This is a genomic window from Halomonas sp. PBN3 (genome assembly GCF_000475415.1).
GTDB lineage: Bacteria > Pseudomonadota > Gammaproteobacteria > Pseudomonadales > Halomonadaceae > Halomonas > Halomonas shengliensis.
This window is the reverse complement of the sequence record NZ_AXCA01000169.1, coordinates 1-21,246: the sequence shown is the minus strand read 5'-3', so window position 1 is coordinate 21,246 and position 21,246 is coordinate 1. Positions and strand designations below refer to the sequence as shown.

Here is a 21,246-nt window from a genome sequence, read left to right as displayed (position 1 = left end):
ATGCTTAAGGTGGAAGCCATCGAGACCTGCTATGGCCCCTCCCAGGCGCTGTTCGGCGTCGACCTGGAGGTGGGCGCCGGCGAGCTGGTGGCGCTGATGGGGCGCAACGGCATGGGCAAGACCACCACCATCCGCTCGATCTTCGGGCTGACGCCGCCGCGGGCGGGGCGCATCACCTTCGCGGGGCGCGAGCTGAGGCGCCTTCCGCCCCACCGCATCGCCCGCCTGGGGCTGGGGCTGGTGCCCGAGGGGCGGCGCTGCTTCCCCAACCTGACGGTGCGCGAGAACCTGCTGGTGGCGGCCCGGCCCGGCGAGTGGACCCTCGCGGCGGTGGAGGCGCTCTTCCCGCGCCTGGGCGAGCGCGACCGCCAGGCCGCGGCCACCCTCTCCGGCGGTGAACAGCAGATGCTGGCCATCGGCCGGGCGCTGATGACCAACCCGCGCCTGCTGGTGCTCGACGAGGCCACCGAGGGGCTGGCGCCGGTGATCCGCCAGGAGATCTGGCAGGCGATCCGCCGCCTCAAGGCCCAGGGCCAGGCGATCCTGATCGTCGACAAGAGCCTCTCGGAGCTGCTGCCCCTGGCCGACCGCTGCGTGCTGCTGGAGAAGGGCCGCAGCGCCTGGACGGGAGCACCGGGGGCGCTCAGCGAGTCGTTGCGCGACCGCTATCTGGGGGTGTGAAACCAACTGGCCCAAAGGAGACCCGCCTTGTGGGAGCTCGATTTATCGGCGATTTTGGTGCCACCTTCATCGCGAATAAATTCTGCTCCCACAAGCAACCTTCCATGGCAGCCCCCTCTAAGTGGCTACCCGCACCGTGGGAGCCCGATTTATCGGCGATTTTGGTGCCACCTTCATCGCGAATAAATTCTGCTCCCACATGGAAGCTTCCATGGCAGCCCCCTCTAACCTCTAAGTGGCAGCCCGCACCGTGGGAGCCTGATTTATCGGCGATGGAAGTCGCCCCTCAGGCATGGAAACCCTTGACCGTCGCAGCCAGGCGCCCGCCATCGAGGTAGTGCTCGAGGATCGAGAAGTGGTCGTCGCCGGGCAGCAGGGCCTGTTCGACCTCGACAGCCTGCTCGGCCAGGTGGGCGGCGTAGTCGGCCATCTGGCGGGCGAACTCGCCGGACTCCTTGCCGCCCGCCACCAGGCTGACCCTGGCCATGCTACGGCAGGGCAGGAAGGCGGGGCTGAACTCGGCCACGTCGCGGCCGTCGAGCCTGAGCTTGGGCTGCAGCCAGGACCAGGGGAAGGGCCCGAGGTCATAGAGGCCGCTGACGCACAACGCACCACGTATCGGATCCGCCGGCAGGCCGTAGTCGCCCTGCCAGTCGGTGGCCAGCAGCATGGCACACAGGTGCCCGCCGGCGGAGTGACCCGAGACGCTGAGCTGCGCCGGGTCATAGCCGAGGCCCTCGGCATGGCGGTAGGCCCAGGCCAGGGCGGCGCGGGCCTGGCGCACGATCTCGGCGAAGCGCACCTTGGGACAGAGCGCGTAATTGACCACCGCCACGCCGATGCCGCTTGCCACCAGGTCATCGACCAGGAAGCCGAATTCCCGGTGGCCCAGCGAGCGCCAGTAGCCGCCATGGAAGAAGAGGTGCAGTGGCGCGCCCTGGCCGCTTCCCGCTCCCCTGCCCTCGGCGTGGTAGAGGTCGAGGCACTCGGCGAGCGTCGGCCCGTAGGGCACGTCCAGCGACACCCGATGGCGGGCACGGGCGGCGGCGCTGCGGGCGCGCCAGTCGGCCACCAGCGCCGCCGGGTCGCGTCCGATCATGGGGTCGTAGGCGGCGTCGATCGCCTCCTGGGTGGCGAAGTCGCGGTAGAGCATGGCCACGGCCCCCTGTGCGGTCAGCGCTCGCGGAAGGCCGAGAGCAGCAGGCCCAGCGGCGCCAGGGCCAGCACCAGGAAGCCCACCAGGGTCCAGCCCGGCAGCGAGACGCCGAGGAACAGGAAGTCGATCTCGGCACACTCGCCGGAGCCGGAGAGCACCATGTCCACCACCTGCTGCAAGGGCAGGACCTCCAGCATGTAGTCGAGGCCGGGGCCACAGCTGGGCACCTCGTCGGCAGGCAGCGACTGCAACCAGAGGTGGCGGCCCGCCACGCCGATGCCGCCGCCCACCGCGACCAGGCCCAGCAGGCCGTAGAGGGTCGCGCCGAGGCGACCGGCAGGGTTGTGGATCGCCGCCACGGCGAACACCACGCCGGCCGCGATCACCGCCACCCGCTGGAAGATGCACAGCGGGCAGGGCTCGAGGCCGACGAGATGCTCGAGGCCCAGGGCCACGGCCATCATCAGCACGCAGAAGGCGAGCCCGGCGAGGCTCCACTGACGCACGGAGAGGCGGGCCAGGGCGCTCATCGGCTCACCCCGTCGGCGATGCGCGTCTCGCGGGCCCGGGCGAAGTAGTCGGCGAGGAAGTCGGCGAAGGGAACGCGGTCACCGGCCTCGATCTGCGCCTGCTGGTCGTGGGAGGTGCCCACCAGCTCGTCGAAGAGGGCGGCGCGGGCCGGGTCGAGGGGCTCCTCGCGCAACCGTGCGGCCTGCTCCCGGGCGATCGCCAGCATCGCCTCGCTGAACTCCTCGCCGGTTTCCTCCAGGCGCGCCAGCAGGCGGCCAGAGGGGGTGAGCGAGGGATCGGCCAGACGCGGCGCCATGGCGGCCACCGCCTCGGCATGGGGGCTGCCCTCCTCCAGGGCGTCGAGCAGCTCGGCCACCCGGGCCATCTCGCCGAGGATCTCCTCGCCCCAGCCGGCCACGCTCACCGGCTCGCCATGGCGGCACAGGCGCAGCGCCGGGTCGCGGCCGCGCTCCACCACCCGGCGGCGGTTGTCGTCCAGGGTGTCGCACTCCGCATCGGGGATCCAGGGGCTCTCGGCCAGCAGGCACCACATCACGAAGGTGTCGAGGAAGCGGATCTGGGTCTCGTCCACGCCCAGGGTGGCGAGGGGGTCGAGGTCGAGGCAGCGCACCTCGATGTACTCCACCCCGCGCGCCTCCAGCGCCTGGCTGGGGGTCTCGTCGTGGCGCGCGACCCGCTTGGGACGGATGTCGCTGTAGTACTCGTTCTCGATCTGCAGGATGTTGGCGTTGAGCTGGCGCCACTCATCGCCCTCGCGCACGCCCAGCGCCTCGTAGGCGGGCCAGGGCGTGGAGATGGCGTGACGCAGGGTGTTCACGTAGTTGGAGAGCGAGTTGAAGCAGATCTTGAGCTGCTCCTGCACCTTGTTCTGGTAGCCGAGATCCGACATGCGCAGGCTGGTGGCGTAGCGCGAGACCAGGGTCTGCTCGCCGTGGGGCTCGAGCTTGTCGGGGATCTCGCCGTCGGGCAGGAAGCTGCGGTCGATGGCCGGCGAAGCGCCGAACAGGTAGAGCAGCAGCCAGCTGTGACGACGGAAGTTGCGGATCAGGCCGAAGTAGCGGGCGGAGCGGTAGTCGTCGAGGGGCGTGGCCTCGGCGCCATCGATCCCGCGCAGCAGCGTCCAGAGGTCGTCGGGCAGCGAGACGTTGTAGTGCACCCCGGCGATCGCCTGCATGATGCGCCCGTAGCGCACATCCAGCCCCTGCCGATAGACCCGCTTCATGGTGCCCACGTTGGAGGGGCCGTAGTCGGCGATGGGGATGCTGTCGTTGCCGTCGAGGCGCGCCGGCATGCTGGCCGGCCAGATCAGCTCGTCACCCAGCTGGCGATAGCTGAAGCGGTGCAGGTCGCCGAGGAATTCCAGGGCGTCTTCGGGCCGACAGGTGACCGGCGTGATGAACTCCAGCAGCGCCTCGGAGTAGTCGGTGGTGATATGCGGGTGGGTCAGCTTCGAACCCAGCGTCCGGGGATGCGGCGTCTGGGCCACGCGACCGTCGCGGTCGACGCGCAGCCCCTCCTTCTCGAGGCCGCGCCGCAGTCGGCTGAACTCTCCCCGGCGGGCAGGGCCGGCCAGGCGCTCGATGAGGGTAGCGAATGAGTCGGACAAGATGACACCCCTGCTGGTGGTAACGGCGCCGAGGCGGCGCGCCTCGCTGATCATGGGACGGGCGCCCTGGCGGCGCCCGTGAAAGGGCTGATTATATCAGCAATTATCCGCGTAAACCCTCGCCCACTCGGGCAGGGAGGTAACCGTGCAGTGCGATAGCACTGCTGAGTTTGCGCCATTGGGCACGGCGGCATACACTGTTCATGCATCCAGTTTTTGATGACTTCCCATGCTGAAGGCCGCGAAGATACGCATCTACCCCACCACCGAACAGGCAGCGTTTCTGAACCGCCAGTTCGGCTCGGTGCGTTTCGTCTATAATACCGGCCTTCGTATCATGTCCCATCGCTACAAGCGCCATGGCCAGTCACTGAACGCCAAACACGACATCAAGAAACTGCTACCGGTGGCTAAGAAGTCCCGCCAGTATGGCTGGCTGAAAGACGCGGACTCCATGGCTCTCCAGCAGTCGTGCATCAATCTTGACCAAGCCTTCCAGCGCTTCTTCGACCCCAAGCAGAAGGCCGGTTACCCGCGCTTCAAAAGCAAGCGGGGCAAGCAGTCCAGCTATCACTGCGTCGGGGTCAAGGTCGGCGACGGTTGGATCAAGGTGCCCAAGCTCGGGCCAATCAAGGCCAAGGTGCATCGCAAGGTCGAGGGGAGACTGAAAAGCATCACCCTGACCCGCACGGTCACTGGCAAGCACTACGCCTCGCTGCTCTTTGACATCGAGCAGGCCGCTCCAGAGCCGATCCAATCCGTCGAGGGCAGCAAGGTGATCGGCCTCGACGTGGGGTTGTCGCATCTGACCATTGACTCCAACGGCCGCAAGACCGCCAATCCGCGCTTCCTCAAGCAAGCGCAGCAGAACCTCAAGCGTAAGCAACAGGCGTTGTCCCGCACCAAGAAAGGCAGCGCCAATCGGGCGAAAGCCAGGCTGCTCGTGGCCAAGGCCCACGAACGGCTGGCCAATGCCCGCCACGACTTCCAGCACAAGCTCTCTCGACAGATCGTTGACGACAACCAAGTGGTGATCGTCGAGACGCTGAAGGTTCGCAACATGATGAAGAACGCCCGCCTCGCCAAGCACATCGGCGATGCGTCCTGGCATGCCTTGACCGTGAAACTGCACTACAAGGCCAAGGAGCAGGGCAAACATCTGGTCAAGATCGACCCGTGGTTTGCCAGCTCCAAGACCTGCCACGCATGCCAGTACAAGGTAGATGAAATGGCACTAAGCATCCGGTCGTGGGAGTGCCCAACCTGCCACACACAGCACGACCGGGACATTAACGCGGCGTTGAACATCAAGCACCAAGGCATTATCCAGTTGAAGGCGGAAGGGCTGTCCGTCTCTGCCCATGGAGGCTTGCGTAAGTCCGGCATGTCGCCGGCTGCTGCCTGAGAAGTGGGAAGCCTCGCCCGTGTGGCGCGTCAGCGCTTAGGGCGGGGAGCAGTCACCGTTTCTGCTTGGCCTTGAGCAGGGCCGCCCCCAGGGCGCCCATCTGCCCGCCGTGGCCGGCATCGTTGCCGCGCCCGCCGCCCCGGCGCGCCGGCTTGCCGCCGCGGGCCTGGCGCTCGCCGCCATTGCCTTCCCGACGCCGCCGGGGCTTGTCGCCCTCCTCCTCCGGCTGGTCGTCGAGGCGCATGGAGAGGCCGATGCGCGCACGCTCCAGGTCGACGCTCATCACCTTCACCCTGACGATATCGCCGGCCTTGACCACCGAGCGTGGATCCTCGACGAAGCGGTCGGAGAGCGCCGAGATATGCACCAGGCCGTCCTGGTGGACGCCGATGTCCACGAAGGCGCCGAAGTGGGTGACGTTGGTGACGCTGCCCTCCAGCACCATGCCGGGCTCCAGGTCCTTGAGGGTCTCGACCCCCTCGCGGAACTCGGCGGCCTTGAACTCGGGGCGCGGGTCACGGCCGGGCTTGTCCAGCTCGGCGAGGATGTCGGTGACCGTGGGCACGCCGAAGCGCTCGTCGGCGAAGTCGGCGGGCTTCACCGCCTTGAGGGTGGCGCTGTCGCCGATCAGGCTGGACAGCGGACGCCCGCTCCTCTCGGCGATACGCTCCACCAGCGGGTAGGCCTCGGGGTGCACGGCACTGGCGTCTAGCGGGTTGTCGCCGTTCATGATGCGCAGGAAGCCCGCGCACTGCTCGAAGGTCTTGGGCCCCAGGCGGCTGACATCGAGCAGCTGCCTGCGGCTGGCGAAGGCACCCTCGGCGTTGCGCCGGGCGACGATGGCGTCGGCCAGCGCTGGCGAGAGGCCCGCCACCCGGGAGAGCAAGGCGCTTGACGCGGTATTGAGGTCCACCCCCACGGCGTTGACGCAGTCCTCGATCACCGCCTCGAGGCTTCGCGACAGCTGCACCTGGGAGACGTCATGCTGGTACTGGCCCACGCCGATGGACTTGGGCTCGATCTTGACCAGCTCGGCGAGCGGGTCCTGCAGGCGCCGGGCGATGGAGACGGCGCCACGGATGGTGACGTCGAGGTCGGGCAGTTCCCGGGCGGCGTACTCGGAGGCGGAGTAGACCGAGGCCCCCGCCTCGCTGACCATCACCTTGGCCAGCGAGCGTTTACCGGCGAAAAGTTTCACCAGGTCGCCGGCCAGGCGGTCGGTCTCGCGGCTCGCCGTGCCGTTGCCCACGGCGACCAGCGCCACGTCGTGCGCCTCCACCAGCCTGGCCAGCTCGGCCAGGGAGGCGTCCCAGGCGTTGCGCGGCGCATGGGGGTAGATGGTGGTGTGGGCCAGGAACTGGCCGGTGGCATCCACCACCGCGACCTTGCAGCCGGTACGCAGGCCCGGGTCGATGGCAAGCGTCGCTTTCTGCCCCGCCGGGGCGGCCAGCAGCAGGTCCTTGAGGTTGGCGGCGAAGACCTCGATCGCCTCCTGCTCGGCGCGCTCGCGCAGGCGGCCCAGCAGCTCGGTCTCGAGGTGGGTATAGAGCTTGACCCGCCAGGTCCAGCGCACCACGTCGCGCAGCCACCCGTCGGCGGCGCGCCCCTCGTCGTGAATGTTGAAGTGGCGGGCGATGGCCACCTGGCAAGGGTGGGTCGGCGCCTCCTCTTCGCCCGGCAGGCGGATGGCCAGGGTCAGCACGCCCTCGTTGCGGCCACGGAACATCGCCAGCGCCCGGTGCGAGGGGGCCTTGGCCAGCGCCTCGTCGTGCTCGAAGTAGTCGGAGAACTTGGCCCCCTCGCGCTCCTTGCCGGGGATCACGCGGGCGCTGAGCTCGCCCTCCTGCCACAGCCGTTCGCGCAGGCGGCCGACCAGCTCGGCGTCCTCGGCGAAGCGCTCCATCAAGATCTGGCGGGCGCCGTCCAGCGCCGCCTTGGCGTCCTCCACCGCGGGGATGTCGCCTTCTGCGGGACGAAGATAGCTGGCCGCCTCGGCCTCGGGCTTCAGGGTGGGGTCGGCCAGCAGCGCCTCGGCCAGCGGCTCGAGCCCCGCCTCCCGGGCGATCTGGGCCTTGGTGCGACGCTTCTTCTTGTAGGGGAGGTAGAGGTCCTCCAGGCGCTGCTTGGTATCGGCGGCCTGGATCAGCCCGGCCAGCTCGTCGCTGAGCTTGCCCTGCTCGTCGATGGCGGCCAGCACCGCCACGCGACGCTCCTCCAGCTCACGCAGGTAGCCCAGGCGCTCATGGAGCTGACGCAGCTGGGTGTCATCGAGCCCGCCGGTGACCTCCTTGCGGTAGCGGGCGATGAAGGGCACGGTCGCCCCGCCGTCGAGCAGCTCCACCGTGGCCGTGACCTGCGGCGGGCGTACGGCGAGCTCCTCGGCGAGGCGCGTGATGATGCGGTTGGTGGCGTCCATGTAACCCCTTCACTGATGCTCGAAAATCGATCGCGACAAGGTATCACAAGCGCCCCACCCGCGGCAGGCTTGACGTCCGTGAAAAGCAGCAGCCCCACGGCCTGGGGCGCGTGGGGCTGCTGGGGGTCACCAATGCCGCCGGCGGCGGCCGACCATCAGGTCAGGCTGGGGCCCGCCTGGACGATCGCCTCGCTGACGCCGTCGAACTTCTTGAAGTTGTCGACGAACTTGGCGGCCAGCTCCTGGCGCTGGCGGTCGTAGGCGTCCTTGTCCTCCCAGGTCTCGCGCGGGTCGAGCAGGCTGGAGTCGACCCCCGGGACCGCGGTGGGCACGTCGAGGTTGAGGCCGTCGATGCGCTTGGTCTCGACGTCACGCAGCACCCCGGTCTGGATGGCGCTGATGATGGCGCGGGTGGTGGGGATGGAGAATCGCGCTCCGCCCTCGCCGTAGGCGCCGCCGGTCCAGCCGGTATTGACCAGGTAGACCTGGGCGTCCTTCTCGACCACGCGCTTGATCAGCAGGTCGGCGTACTCGCGGGCCGGGCGCGGGAAGAAGGGGGCACCGAAGCAGGTGGAGAAGGTGGCGGCCAGCCCCTCGGAGGAGCCCATCTCGGTGGAACCCACCTTGGCGGTGTAGCCGGAGAGGAAGTGGTAGGCCGCGGCCTCCTTGGTGAGCACCGACACCGGCGGCAGCACGCCACTCATGTCGCAGGTCAGGAAGACGATGGCGTTGGGCTCGCCGGCGCGATTCTCCGGCACGCGCTTCTCGACATGCTCCAGCGGATAGGCGGCGCGGGAGTTCTGGGTCAGGCTGTCGTCGGCGTAGTCCGGCTCGCGGCGGTCATCGAGGACCACGTTCTCCAGCACGGTGCCGAACTTGATGGCGTTCCAGATCACCGGCTCGTTCTTCTCGGAGAGGTCGATGCACTTGGCGTAGCAGCCCCCCTCCATGTTGAACACGGTGCCCGGGCCCCAGCCATGCTCGTCGTCGCCGATCAGGTAGCGACCGGGGTCGGCGGAGAGGGTGGTCTTACCGGTACCGGAGAGGCCGAAGAACAGGCAGGTCTCGCCATCCTCGCCGACGTTGGCGGAGCAGTGCATCGGCAGCACGTCAGACTCGGGCAGCAGGAAGTTCTGCACCGAGAACATCGCCTTCTTCATCTCGCCGGCGTAGCGCATGCCGGCGATCAGCACTTTCTTCTGGGCGAAGTGGATGATCACGGTGCCGTCGGAGTTGGTGCCGTCGCGGGCCGGGTCGCACTCGAAGTCGGCGGCGTTGAGGATGGTCCACTCCTCCTTGGTGGAGGGGTTGAAGGCCTCGGGGCGCACGAACATGGTCCGCCCGAAGAGGTTCTGCCAGGCGGTCTCGGTGGCCACCCGCACCGGCAGGTAGTGGATCGGGTCGCTGCCCACGTGCAGCTCGGAGACGAAGTGCTCCTTGCCCAGCAGGTAGTCCTCGACCCGCGCCCACAGGGCGTCGAACTTCTCGGCGTCGAAGGGACGGTTGACGCTGCCCCAGTCGATCTTGTCGCTGGTGGACGGCTCGTCGACGATGTAGCGATCCTTGGGCGAGCGGCCGGTACGCACGCCGGTGCTCACCACCAGGGCGCCGTTGGCGGACAGGCGGCCTTCGCCGCGGGTCACCGCCCGCTCGATCAGTTCGGCGCTGCTGAGATTGACGTGGGCGTGAGAAGCTTGGGGTGTGGTCATGTCGATTCCTGGGCCGGAGGGCCGATTCTCTCGTGTGCCTGGCGTCGCCGAAGACGCGGAAAAGCCGGGGGAGGGATAGCGACCGGGCGGACGGTGGGCCGTCTTCTGTGGGGGGTCGCGCCTGAAAACGGCGCCATTATGGCAAAAAGGGCCGGGGCGGGAAACGCCATTTTTAGGCGAAATTCATGTAGTTTTTCTACAACATGAAAGGATTTCGCCGCCGATGCTCTTGTGCAGCGCAATATCGGCGGCGACAGCCGGGCGGGCGCCGGGCACGACGCCTTCACGCACGGCCTCAGTGCAGGGTGGGCGTCGGCGTGCTGGACTCGGCGAGCAGCGCCTCGACCTCCTCGGCACTGAAGGCGTAGCGGCTGTGGCAGAAGTGGCACTGGGTCTCGATGCCGCCCTGCTCCGCCACCACGTCGCGCAGCTCCTCGGCCCCCAGGGTCACCAGGGCACCGGCGATACGCTCCCGGGAACAGGTGCAGCCGAAGCGCAGCGGCTTGGGCGCGAAGACTCGCACCGTCTCTTCGTGGTAGAGGCGGTGCAGCAGCTCCTCGGGGGCCAGGCCGGTGAGCTCCTCGGCCTTGACGGTGTCGGCCAGGTGCAGGGTGCGCTCCCAGGCGTCGACATCCTGGTTCTGCGACTCATCGGGCATGCGCTGGAGCAGCAGGCCCCCGGCACGCTGGCCGTCGGCGGCCAGCCACAGCCGGGTCGGCAACTGCTCGGACTGGGCGAAGTAGGCGGCCAGGCAGGCCGCCAGGCTCTCCTGGTCGAGGGCGACGATGCCCTGGTAGCGATGCCCCTCGCGGGGGTCCAGGGTGATCATGATCTGACCGTCACCGAGCAGCTCACGGAAGCCGGCATCGTCGGCGGGCATCTCGGCGTCCTCGGCGAGGCGGGCGATGGCACGCAGCTCGCCGCCCGGGTTGGACTCGGCCATCAGCAGCGCCAGGGGGCCGCTGCCGCGCACCTCCAGGCTCAGGGTGCCGTCGAGCTTGACGGTATCGGTGAGCAGCGCCACCGCGGCCACCAGCTCGCCCAGCAGCCGGTTGACCGGCGCCGGGTAGTCGTGGCGGTCGAGCACCTCGGCGTAGGCCTGCTCCAGGGTGACGAGCTCACCGCGCACGTTGGTGTTGTCGAACAGGAAGCGCTGGATCTGGTCGGTCATGGGTCTCGTATCGGGTCGGGAAGTTGGGCGCATTCTAGCAAAAAACGTTCGAAGCTTTTCCGGCGGCAGGCCCCGGAGCGCCGGACCGTCGAAGAGGCGCTGTAAATCCCTCCCTGGAAGCTACCGACGCCCTGCTTCGCTCTCGCGTCCTGCTCCGCTTGCAGGGCCGGTGCTGACCATCCATGGCCAGCCCGTTCGGAGCAGTGCTCCTCACCCCTGGCGTAGGACCTCCTCTACGGCCTGCCCCCGGCGCTTCTCGCTTCACTAGGGAGCATTGCCCCTTATTCCCTGTCCCGGCAGGCGCTCGCGGTCGTGGGGGCGTTCCAGTTCCAGCAGCGGGCCGTGGGGCACGATCCGGGTGGGATTGATGGTGTCGTGGCTGTAGTAGTAGTGGCGCTTGATATGGTCGAAGTCCACCGTCTCCTTCACGCCCGGCCACTGGTAGAGCTCGCGCAGATAGTTCGAGAGGTTGGGGTAGTCCTCTATGCGACGCAGGTTGCACTTGAAGTGGCCGTGGTAGACGGCGTCGAAGCGCACCAGGGTGGTGAAGAGCCGGATATCCGCCTCGGTGAGCCACTCGCCGGCCAGGTAGCGGTGCTCGGCCAGGCGCGCCTCCATGCGGTCCAGCGCCTCGAACAGCGCCACCACATGCTTCTCGTAAACCCGCTGGTCGGTGGCGAAGCCCGACTTGTAGACGCCGTTGTTGATGTGGTCGTAGACGTCAGCATTGACCGCATCGATGGTCGCGCGCAGGTCCTCGGGATAGAAGTCCAGGCGGTTGCCGGTGAGGCCATCGAAGGCCCCATTGAGCATGCGCAGCAGCTCGGCGGACTCGTTGTTGACGATGCGACCCTCCTGCCGGTCCCACAGCGCCGGCACCGTGACCCGGCCGGTGTAGTGCGGGTCGGTGAGGGTGTAGAGCTCGCGGTGGTAGGTCACGCCGTTGACCGGATCGCCGCTGGAGCCCTCGTCCTCGTGGTAGGTCCAGCCCTGGTCGAGCATCAACGGGCTGACGTGGGAGAGGCCGATCAGCGACTCCAGCCCCTTAAGCTTGCGCAGGATCATCACCCGGTGTGCCCAGGGACAGGCCAGGGAGACATAGAGGTGGTAGCGCCCTGCCTCGGCCGGCAGGCCCGGCTGGCCATCGGGACCCGGTGCGCCGTCGGGGGTGACCCAGTCGCGCAGCTTGGCGGATTCGCGCACGAACTCGCCGCCATGCTTGTCGGTGTCGTACCACTGGTCGTGCCAGACGCCGTCGATCAGAAGGCCCATGTCATGCTCCTCGGGAGTCGCCTCCCCGTCATTGAAGATTGCCCCAAGGGTAAGGCGATATCGTCGACGTATCAGCGCAGATAATGAGTGCTTCTATTCGATAGTTTCGAATGGCACAGCGTCGAGGCAGCGCATCGCCTCCGTGGTCAGGGCCTCGGCCATGGCCCGGGTGGCAGGCCCGGCGCGGTCACGGTCGCGATGGATCAGCTGCACGGGGATCTCGCGGATTCCGCCGGCGGCGAGGGGCAGCGGCGCAAGCCGCCCTGCCTCGAGCGCCTCGCCGAGGCGGGTCTCCGGCAGCCAGGCGAAGCCCAGGCCGCGCTTCACCATGTCGATGGAGGTCTCCAGGTGGCTCACGGTCCAGCGCTGCTCCGCCTTGAGCCAGCCAGAGTCGAGTGACTGGCGCTGGGCCGAGTCGCGCACCACCAGCTGGCGATGCTGCACCAGGTCGCGCAGGTCCAGGGTCCTGCCCAGGGCATGCAGCGGGTGATCGGGGTGGGCCACGGCGACGAAGCGCACCGTCACCAGCGGCTCGCCGAGGAAGCCCTGGGCGGCAAGCCCGGAGATCACCAGGTCGGCGCTGCCGTCATAGAGCATCTCGATGCCACCGTTGAGCACCGTTTCGTGAAGCTGGACACGCACATGGGGGAAGGCCGCCGAGAAGGTGGCCAACGCCCGTGCCAGGGCATCCGACGGGAACACCTGGTCCACCGCCAACACCACCTCGGCCTCCAGCCCCTCGGCCAGGCTGCCGGCGACATCCTCCAGCGCCTCGGCGCTCTCGATCAGCTGGCGCGCGCGGCGCAACAGCATCTCGCCCGCCTCGGTCAGGCGCACCTGGCGCCCCGCGGGCTCGAGCACCCGCACCCCCAGCTGCTCCTCGAGCTTGTGCACCGCGTGATTGAGGGTGGAGGGGCTCTTGTGGATGGCCTCGGCGGCACGGGCGAAACCGCCATGATCGACCACCGCCGCCAGCATCTGCCACTGCGCCAGGGTGACTCGCGACATTTCGAACTCCTCGAATGAACCAAGCAAAACTATGCGCTTAATCTTCGAAAAAATCGGCCTAGAATGCCAGGCAAATATCACTGCGTCACCGCGAGGAGAGCGTCATGACCACCCCTGCCCTGCGCCTGGTCGAACACCTGCAGCCCAGCCAACCCAGCCAGGATGGCGACGGCGTCAAGATCAAGCGGATCCACGACTTCGGCGGCGGCCTCGATCCCTTCCTGATGCTCGACGAGCTGGGATCCGAGCGCCCCGACGACTACATCGGCGGCTTCCCACCCCACCCGCACCGTGGCATGCAGACCCTCACCTACGTGATCCACGGCGGCCTCACCCACGAGGACCACCTCGGGCATGCCAGCACCATCCGCGCGGGCGACGCCCAGTGGATGCATACCGGGCGCGGCATCGTGCACTCCGAGATGCCGTTGACCGACCACCAGGGGCTGCACGCCTTCCAGCTGTGGCTCAACCTGCCGGCCCGCGACAAGATGAGCGCGCCGACCTATCGCGATGTGCGCGGCAGCGAGATGCCGCGGCTCGTCGAGGGCGACAGCTGGCTGGTGGCCCTGGGCGGCCGCTGGCGACTGGCGAGCGGCGAGGGCGTCGAGGGCCCGCTGGAGGCCCTGGCGGGCGACGGCGCGGTGGCCCATCTGAGCCTCGCGACGGGCGCACGCCTCACCCTGGCTCAGGACGCCCCGACCCTGCTGGTCTATGTCTTCGGCGGCGAGCTGGCCATCGGCGAGACGCGCGTCGGTGCCGGCCACCTGGCCCGGCTGGGCGAGGGAGAGCGCCTGATGCTGTCGAGCAGCAAGGGCGCCGAGGCGCTGCTACTGGCGGGAGTCCCCCATGGCGAGCCCATTGCCCACTATGGCCCCTTCGTGATGAACACCCAGGCGGAGCTTCAGCAGGCGCTGCGCGACTACCGCGACGGCACCTTCACAAGCGGCACCGCCTGAGCCAGGTCGGTTGACCACCAGGGCTATCGCAGTTACCGAACCAAGGGGCGCTGGGGATAAGCCGAAGAGGAGGTCCGAGGACCAGGGACGGCCGAGGTAGCGTACAGGGAGGTATTTACAGCGCCTCCTCGTAGGCTTATCGCCAGATCAGCCCCGAGCTATCGAGCAGCCAGGCTATCTGCGATAGCCCTGGGTTGACCACCGCCCGGGTTGCAAAACCCGGGCGGATTCGGTCCAATGAATAATTAGCAAACAGTGTTCACTGAGAACTCGGCATCTCACCGCTCTGGTGCTGTCATGGCGCCGGGGCCTACGCCTGTGCATGCATACAGCCTAGGCAATACCCCCACCATGGGTTATGGTTCAGAGGCCTTTTTGTCACCTTTACCTCTATTCACTGGCCATTACCCATGCTGCGAATCCTCCATTCGCTGCCCCGCACGCACAAGCTATTGCTGTTACCGGTTGCCACCATGGTCACCGTGCTGGGCGCACAGAAGATCGTCACCACCTACCAGGATGTCCAGCGGGAGTCCCGCGCGCTGGACACCGTCATCGTCCCCCTCGATGCCGACGCCTCTCCCGGCCTGCCCTCGCTGAACCTCCAGCGTCACCAGGTTGGCGAGGCCATCGACCTCGCCAACCAGGCCCTGGAGGCGACCCGCCGCCACGTGCCGCTCTCCCAGCTGAAGCCCAGCGAGGTGATCGACCTCGACCTGGTCGCGGAGGCCGACGCCGCGGCGGTGCCGCCGCTGCTGGCCCGCCCGGCAACCACCGCCGGCGACCTCGAGGTGGCCAAGGACCACAGGCTCAGCGAGACGGCCATCGCCGCGGCCGGCCGGGTGAACGAGCCGAGCGCGGTCGCGCTTGACCAGGGCGCCATCCATATCGCTACCGTGATCGGCACCATCGGCGCCGGCATGCTCGACCACGACGGCAGCCTGCTGGCCGACGCCACCTCCTACGAGGAGATCCCCGAGGAGGAGCTCAGCCTGTTCGAGGATGGCCCGATCATCCTCGAGGAGGAGATCGCCGCCACCGAGCCCTATGTGCCGGAGTGGGAGACCTACACCGTCCAGCGCGGCGACACCTTCGCGGTGATGGCCCAGGAGCGCCTGGGCCTCGGCTACAGCGAGGTGATGGCCCTGCTCGAGCAGCTGCCCGACAAGAACGTCCTCACCCGCTGGCGGGTCGGCACTCGCTTCGACTACCAGCTCGACGAGGACGGCAAGCTGCTCTCCCTGCGCCTGATGCGCGACGCCCGCAGCGGCTTCGTCGCCGAGCGCGGCGAGGGCGAGGCCGACGGCTTCGAGGTGGCGGTCATCGAGCGCACCGGCGAGGCCGCCCAGCGCCTCTTCGCCGGCAGCGTCAGCGGCAGCTTCGCCCGCTCGGCCCAGGCCACCGGCCTCTCCAGCACCGAGGTCTCGCGCCTGACCCACGTGCTGGGCAAGAAACTCGACTTCCGCCGCGACACCCGTCGCGGCGATCGTTTCCAGGTGCTGGTCGAGTCCGACGTGGTCGACGGCGAGAGCTTCGACCCGCGCATCCTCGCCGTTCAGTACCAGGGCGAGCGCACCGACCTGACCCTGGTGCGCAACAGCGCCGACAACAACTTCTACACCCCGGAGGGCGAGAGCCTCGATCCCGCCTTCGCCCGCTACCCCTTCGAGGGTCGCTACCGGCTGAGCTCCAACTTCAACCCGCGCCGCAAGCACCCGGTCACCGGCCGCATAAGCCCCCACAAGGGCACCGACTTCGCCATGCCCATCGGCACCCCGGTCACCTCCCCCTCCGATGGCGTGGTGGAGAAGGTCAGCAACCACTTCGCCGCCGGCCGCTACGTGGTGATCCGCCACGACAACGGCTACCGCACCCGCTACCTGCACCTCTCCAAGCCGCTGGTCAGCCCCGGCGAGCGGGTCACCATGGGGCAGCGCATCGCCCTGTCGGGCAACACCGGCCGCAGCACCGGCCCCCACTTGCACTACGAGGTGCTGGTCAACAACAACCAGGTCGACGCCATGAAGGTCAAGCTGCCCGAGAACAGGAGCCTGACCGGCGATCGGCTGGTGGCCTTCCAGCGCGAGGCCGAGCCCTTGCTCGCCACCCTGCGCTCCGGCGAGACCGGCCCGGTGGTGGCCAGCACCGGCGGCGAGTCCGAGGACGCCGCGGAGGGCGACGAGGGCTGATCGCCGTCGCCTCCACCGCCCGCCCCGCCTGCGCCCCGCCCTCGTGCGGGGCGCCTTGCATCTGACAGGAGCCACCGTGTCCTCTCGCTCGCCCCGCCCCGCGCCGCCCCCCGAGAACCGCCTCGCCGCCTTCCTCGGCGTCTTCCGCTACAGCCGCCGCGCCCTGGCGCTGGTGTGGCAGACCTCGCGCTCCCTTACCATCGGGCTCGCCGTGGCCACCCTGGTGGCCGGGGTGCTGCCGGCGGTGGCGGCCTGGCTCGGCCAGCTGATCGTCGACGCCGTGGTCGCCGCCATGGAACGCCATGCCGAGACCGGCCAGGTCGCCTGGTGGTCGGTGCTGCGCTACGTGCTGGCCGAGGCCGCGGTGGTCGCCACCATCGCCCTGGCCCAGCGCGCCCTCTCCGCCCAGCAGTCGCTGCTGCGCGCCCTGCTGGGGCAGAAGGTCAACGTGATGATCCTCGAGAAGACCGGCACCCTAAGCCTGGCCCAGTTCGAGGACTCGGAGTTCTACGACAAGCTCACCCGGGCCCGTCGCGAGGCCTCGGTGCGCCCGCTGGGGCTGGTCAACAAGACCTTCGGCCTGGCCCAGAACGCCATCTCGCTGGCCAGCTTCGGGGTGCTGCTGGTGCAGTTCTCGCCCTGGGCGCCGCTGCTGCTGGTGGCGGGCGCGCTGCCGGTGTTCCTCTCCGAGGCCAAGTTCTCCGGCGATGCCTTCCGGCTGTTCCGCTGGCGCTCGCCCCAGACCCGCATGCAGATGTACCTGGAGACGGTGCTGGCCCGGGAGGACAGCATCAAGGAGGTCAAGCTGTTCGGCCTGGAGCCGCTGCTGCTCGACCGCTACCGGCGCATCTTCGACACCCTCTACGCCGAGGATCGCCGCCTGACCCTGCGCCGCGAGGGGTGGGGCTTCGCCCTCGGCCTGCTGGGCACCCTCGCCTTCTACCTGGCCTACGCCTGGGTGGTGGCGGAGACCGTCACCGGGCGCCTGACCCTGGGCGAGATGACCATGTACCTGATGGTGTTCCGGCAGGGCCAGGGAGCACTCTCGGCGAGCCTCACCGCGATCGGCGGCATGTACGAGGACAACCTCTACCTCTCCAACCTCTACGAGTACCTGGAGCAGCCCACTCCCCCCGACGCCGGCTCGCTGACGGCGGGCGCCCACCCCGGCGACGGCATCCGCTTCGAGAACGTCGGCTTCACCTACCCCGGCGCCGAGCGCCCCGCGCTCACGGGCATCTCGCTGCACCTCCGCCCGGGCCAGAGCCTGGCCCTGGTGGGCGCCAACGGCTCGGGCAAGACCACCCTGATCAAGCTGCTCACCCGCCTCTACGCCCCGAGCGAGGGGCGCATCCTGCTCGACGGCAGCGACCTCGCCGAGTGGGACATCCGGGCCCTGCGGCGGCGCATCGGGGTGATTTTCCAGGACTTCGTGCGCTACCAGCTTAAGGTGGGCGAGAATCTGGGCGCCGGCGATGTGGCGGCCTTCGAGGACGAGGCGCGCTGGCAGGAGGCGGCGCGACGCGGCCTGGCCGACGACTTCATCGCCGAGATGCCCGAGGGCTTCCACACCCAGCTGGGACGCTGGTTCAAGGGGGGCCAGGAGCTCTCCGGCGGCCAGTGGCAGAAGATCGCCCTCTCCCGGGCCTACATGCGCGAGAGCGCCGACATCCTGGTGCTCGACGAGCCCACCGCGGCCATGGACGCCGCCGCCGAGGCGGCGGTCTTCGCCGACTTCCGCGAGCACAGCCACGACAAGATGACCATCCTGATCTCCCACCGCTTCTCCACGGTGCGCGCCGCCGACCAGATCCTGGTCATCGACGGCGGCGAGATCCTCGAGCAGGGCGACCACGCGAGCCTGATGGCCGCCAATGGCCGCTATGCCAGGCTGTTCCGGCTGCAGGCCAAGGGCTACGAGTAGCGCTGACGGCAGACGCCGTCAGCTGGCCGGGGCGTCGGCCAGGGCGGCCATCAGCGCCGGGTCGCGGTCGTAGACGTCCGGCCGGAAACTCGCCAGGCCGCCCGCCTCGCCCTCGGCGGTCCAGTAGTGCAGCGCCAGCGGCACCGGCCTGGCCAGCGAGACGTTGTCGGTCGCGCCGCCGGCCAGCCGGCGCTCCAGGGCGATGGGCGAGCCGCTGTCGTCGATCAGCAGCCGGGTCAGCTCGTCGACGTTCTCCACGCGGATGCAGCCGGAGCTCAGCGCCCGTTGCGGGCGCTGGAAGAGCCCCCGGGCCGGGGTATCGTGCAGGTAGACCAGATGGTCGTTGGGGAAGCGCAGCACCAGCCGGCCGAGCGGGTTGCGCGGGCCGGCGCGCTGGCGCAGCATCACCGCGCCAGGCTGCTGCCAGTCGACGGCCTCGGGGTCCAGGCGGCGGCCCTGCGGGTCGATCGCCTCCATGTCGTGCTCGCTCAGGTAACCGAGGTCGCGCCGAACCCGGGGCAGCACGTCCTCGCGCATGATGGTCGGCGGCACCGTCCAGGTGGGGTTCAGGGTCAGATAGGTGATCTCGGAGCGCAGCACCGGCGAGGCGCGGTCGGGCTGGCCGACGATGACCCGCGTGCCCCAGCGCTCGCCGTTCGGGCGATGATAGTCGAGCCGCTGGCCAGCCAGGTCGACCTCCAGCCGCCACTCGGGGCGCTCGCCGGAGAGCCAGCGGGCCCGCTCCAGATTGGCGCGCAGGGTCTCGATGCGCACCCGGGCCGGCACGTTGAGCGCCGCCCGGGTGCGCGGGCCGATCACGCCGTCCTCGGCCAGCATGTGCCGGCGCTGGAAACGCCTCACCGCGGCCGCCAGGGTGTCATCGAAGCGGTTCTGGGCCGGCGCCTCGAGGGCGATGTCGGGAAGGCTCGGGAGATAGTGCGTCACGTCGGCGGCCATCACCTCGAGCTCGCCGATCATCGCCAGGCGGCGGCGCAGCAGCGCCACGTCCTCGTCGACGTCGCCGGGCCGCAGCGGCGTCTGGCGCGCCGGCAGGGTCGGCCAGCCGCCCAGGCGGGCGATATGGCGATAGCGCGTCAGCGCCTGGCGCAGCCCGGCGTAGGTCTCGCCCTCGGGGCGTGCCAGGGCCAGCACCGCCTCCGCGTCACCGGCCTGGAGGGCCCGCACGATGCCGACCAGATCCAGGCGCGGCGGGGCCACCGGAATCTCCCAGTCGGGATAGACGTCGCGAGGATCGAGGCGCCCGCGCTGCAGCTGGGTCAGGGCGTCGAGCAGGGCGCGGCTGGCGTCCAGGTCGAAGCGCGCCCGGGCGGCCTCCGAGGCCGCCGGAACGAGCGCGGTCTCGGCCTCCCGCGCCAGCCGCTCGGGGCGATAGTCGCCGGGATCGAGCCCGTCGTCCTCGAGGGCCTCGAGCAGCGCGATCAGGGTGGCCACCGCCGCGCGATCTTGCCAGACTGGCGCGCCGCCCTGCAGCGCGTAGAAGCGCGCCAGTCGCGGCGAGGCCGCCTCGAGGCGCTCGCCCAGCGGGGACGGGGCGACCACCGCGGCCGGCTCGTCCGCCGGGGCGCCCCCATCGACAGGAGCGGCCGGGGCCTCGGCACTCGCCGCGGCCGGCCAACAGGCCAGCAGCAAGACCATGCCACTGCGCCGCAGCTCTCGGGGTAGGACGTTCGCGACTCGCATGATGTGGCCTCCTGGCACTCGACTGATGAGACTGGTCTCCCTGACCGCCTTGTTCATAATACGACAAACCGGCGACATGGCGCCCGGCCATGACCGACACGCGAGGCCCCGAGCACCGACAGATGACCACCCCACCTCACCACATGAGACGCCGTATGTCCTTGCCACGCTCAAGGAGCCTGATGGCTCCGCTGCTGGCCGCCGCCCTGCTGCTGGCCATTCCCGCCTCGGCGCGGGACTTCCTCGCCCGGGCGGTGACGCCGCTCGCGCCGCCCTCCCCGCTTTCGAACCGCCTGACGGACCTCGCTCCCACCGCCGACCCGCAGGTCCTGCGCCTGGCGGCCCAGGCCCTCTCCTGCGCCGATCCCGGCGCCGAGCGGCTGGCGGTGATCGACTTCTCGCTGCCCTCCACCGAGCAGCGGCTGTGGGTGTTCGACCTGGTCCACGACCGGCTGATGTTCCGCGAACTGGTCTCCCACGGCCAGGGCTCCGGCGATGCCCTGGCCAGCGAGTTCTCCAACGTGCCGAACAGCCACCAGTCGAGCATCGGCCTGTTCCGCACCCTCAACAGCTACGAGGGCAGCAACGGCTACTCGCTGCGCCTGGAGGGCCTCGAGCCCGGCGTCAACGACAAGGCCTTCCAGCGCGCCATCGTCATGCACGGCGCCGACTACGTCAGCGAGTCCTTCATCGAGCGCACCGGCAGGCTGGGGCGCAGTCACGGCTGCCCGGCGGTCCGCGAGGAGATCGCGGTGCCGCTGATCGACAGCATCAAGGAGAGCCAGTACCTGTTCACCTACTATCCCGATCCCGAATGGCTGGCCGACTCGGCCTTCCTGCGCTGCCCCCGCGACGGCCGACACCTGGCCCTGCAGCGCTGACCGTCAAGGCCGGGGCGGCCCCATCGTCCCTGGTCGTCCGGCATCGGGCACCAAGGCAGGGCATGCCGCCACTGCGGTGAGCGGCGATGCAGCAAACCTCGTCCTCAATGAGCGCTCCCCCTCCCACATGAATCAATGCAACATCATGTAAATTAAAAAATTTCCTCAATATGGCAATGCTTATGCATGTAAGGAGACAGTGAGACCCTGACGTGGACCAGGCCCCTGGGGTACGAGTGCGTCGGACCCGACCTTCAACGGCGAAGGCCCAAGAGATCGTGTGTTCGAACGTCATTCGACGAGGTACCCCCATGGAAATCCACAACAAGGCCAACAGAATCCGCCTGTTGAACTTCAGCACCCCCCAGATGCGCGCCTTCCACTTCTCCTGGTTCGCCTTCCATATCTGCTTCTTCGGCTGGTTCGGCATCGCCCCGTTGATGGCGGTGGTACGCGACGACCTGGGGCTGACCAAGACCCAGATCGGCAACACCATCATCGCCTCCGTGGCCATCACCATCCTCGTGCGCCTGGTGATCGGCGTACTCTGCGACAAGATCGGTCCCCGTCGCGCCTATACCTGGCTGCTGTGCCTGGGCTCGCTGCCGGTGATGGGCATCGGCCTGGCCGACAGCTT

The 21,246-nt window shown here is 68.9% G+C and carries 16 protein-coding genes; 7 read left to right on the top strand and 9 right to left on the bottom strand.

Features of this window, described 5'->3' with window-relative positions:
- Entirely contained in the window at positions 1-681 is a 681-nt protein-coding gene (locus Q673_RS30340; protein WP_023006503.1) for an ABC transporter ATP-binding protein, read from the top strand.
- A gap of 286 nt (positions 682-967) precedes the next feature.
- On the opposite strand, the gene Q673_RS30335 is transcribed toward Q673_RS30340, so the two are convergent.
- The 3 genes from Q673_RS30335 to gshA are packed head-to-tail and all read right to left on the bottom strand — an operon-like array spanning position 968 to position 4,028.
- The gene (locus Q673_RS30335; protein ID WP_023006502.1) at positions 968-1,834 is read right to left on the bottom strand and encodes an alpha/beta hydrolase; all 867 of its coding nucleotides are present in this window, start codon (positions 1,832-1,834) and stop codon (positions 968-970) included.
- A gap of 20 nt (positions 1,835-1,854) precedes the next feature.
- Positions 1,855-2,367, bottom strand: coding sequence for a disulfide bond formation protein B (locus tag Q673_RS30330; protein ID WP_023006501.1), 513 nt, complete (start codon positions 2,365-2,367; stop codon positions 1,855-1,857).
- The gene (gshA, locus tag Q673_RS30325; RefSeq protein WP_023006500.1) at positions 2,364-4,028 is read right to left on the bottom strand and encodes a glutamate--cysteine ligase; all 1,665 of its coding nucleotides are present in this window, start codon (positions 4,026-4,028) and stop codon (positions 2,364-2,366) included. The genes Q673_RS30330 and gshA overlap by 4 nt, the downstream gene beginning before the upstream one ends.
- 175 nt (positions 4,029-4,203) lie before the next feature.
- Here gshA and Q673_RS30320 point away from each other — a divergent pair, with 175 nt between their 5' ends.
- Complete coding sequence (locus tag Q673_RS30320) at positions 4,204-5,379, top strand: RNA-guided endonuclease InsQ/TnpB family protein (RefSeq protein WP_023006499.1); 1,176 nt, start codon at positions 4,204-4,206, stop codon at positions 5,377-5,379.
- Positions 5,380-5,431: 52 nt separating this feature from the next.
- Here the strand turns inward: Q673_RS30320 and Q673_RS30315 are convergent, their stop codons facing one another.
- The 5 genes from Q673_RS30315 to Q673_RS30295 all read right to left on the bottom strand — a co-directional run bounded on the left by Q673_RS30315 (position 5,432) and on the right by Q673_RS30295 (position 12,955).
- Positions 5,432-7,795 (bottom strand): Tex family protein, encoded by a 2,364-nt coding sequence (locus Q673_RS30315; RefSeq protein ID WP_023006498.1) that lies wholly within the window; start codon positions 7,793-7,795, stop codon positions 5,432-5,434.
- Positions 7,796-7,950: 155 nt separating this feature from the next.
- Positions 7,951-9,504 (bottom strand): phosphoenolpyruvate carboxykinase, encoded by a 1,554-nt coding sequence (locus tag Q673_RS30310; RefSeq protein ID WP_023006497.1) that lies wholly within the window; start codon positions 9,502-9,504, stop codon positions 7,951-7,953.
- Positions 9,505-9,799: 295 nt separating this feature from the next.
- Complete coding sequence (gene hslO, locus Q673_RS30305; protein ID WP_023006496.1) at positions 9,800-10,675, bottom strand: Hsp33 family molecular chaperone HslO; 876 nt, start codon at positions 10,673-10,675, stop codon at positions 9,800-9,802.
- 264 nt (positions 10,676-10,939) lie between these two features.
- Entirely contained in the window at positions 10,940-11,947 is a 1,008-nt protein-coding gene (locus Q673_RS30300; RefSeq protein WP_023006495.1) for a glutathione S-transferase family protein, read from the bottom strand.
- A gap of 93 nt (positions 11,948-12,040) precedes the next feature.
- Positions 12,041-12,955 carry a LysR family transcriptional regulator gene (locus Q673_RS30295; RefSeq protein ID WP_023006494.1) on the bottom strand — a complete coding sequence of 305 codons (915 nt, stop codon included), beginning with the start codon at positions 12,953-12,955 and terminating at the stop codon, positions 12,041-12,043.
- 104 nt (positions 12,956-13,059) lie between these two features.
- Between Q673_RS30295 and Q673_RS30290 the strand changes: the two genes are divergently transcribed.
- From Q673_RS30290 to Q673_RS30280, 3 genes are all read left to right on the top strand, one after another.
- Positions 13,060-13,914 (top strand): pirin family protein, encoded by an 855-nt coding sequence (locus Q673_RS30290; protein ID WP_023006493.1) that lies wholly within the window; start codon positions 13,060-13,062, stop codon positions 13,912-13,914.
- A 410-nt stretch (positions 13,915-14,324) separates the two neighbouring features.
- Positions 14,325-16,103 carry a peptidoglycan DD-metalloendopeptidase family protein gene (locus tag Q673_RS30285; RefSeq protein ID WP_043525070.1) on the top strand — a complete coding sequence of 593 codons (1,779 nt, stop codon included), beginning with the start codon at positions 14,325-14,327 and terminating at the stop codon, positions 16,101-16,103.
- 76 nt (positions 16,104-16,179) lie between these two features.
- Positions 16,180-18,027: an ABC transporter ATP-binding protein gene (locus Q673_RS30280; RefSeq protein ID WP_023006491.1), complete on the top strand. Its 1,848-nt coding sequence runs from the start codon at positions 16,180-16,182 to the stop codon at positions 18,025-18,027.
- 18 nt (positions 18,028-18,045) lie between these two features.
- Here Q673_RS30280 and Q673_RS30275 read toward each other — a convergent pair whose 3' ends face one another.
- Positions 18,046-19,728 carry a L,D-transpeptidase family protein gene (locus tag Q673_RS30275; protein WP_023006490.1) on the bottom strand — a complete coding sequence of 561 codons (1,683 nt, stop codon included), beginning with the start codon at positions 19,726-19,728 and terminating at the stop codon, positions 18,046-18,048.
- Positions 19,729-19,910: 182 nt separating this feature from the next.
- Here Q673_RS30275 and Q673_RS30270 point away from each other — a divergent pair, with 182 nt between their 5' ends.
- Both Q673_RS30270 and Q673_RS0118525 read left to right on the top strand, forming a co-directional pair.
- Positions 19,911-20,609, top strand: coding sequence for a murein L,D-transpeptidase catalytic domain family protein (locus tag Q673_RS30270; protein ID WP_023006489.1), 699 nt, complete (start codon positions 19,911-19,913; stop codon positions 20,607-20,609).
- Between the two features lie 311 nt (positions 20,610-20,920).
- Positions 20,921-21,246 (top strand): MFS transporter (locus Q673_RS0118525; RefSeq protein ID WP_031218366.1); only part of this gene is annotated, 326 nt, incomplete at its 3' end.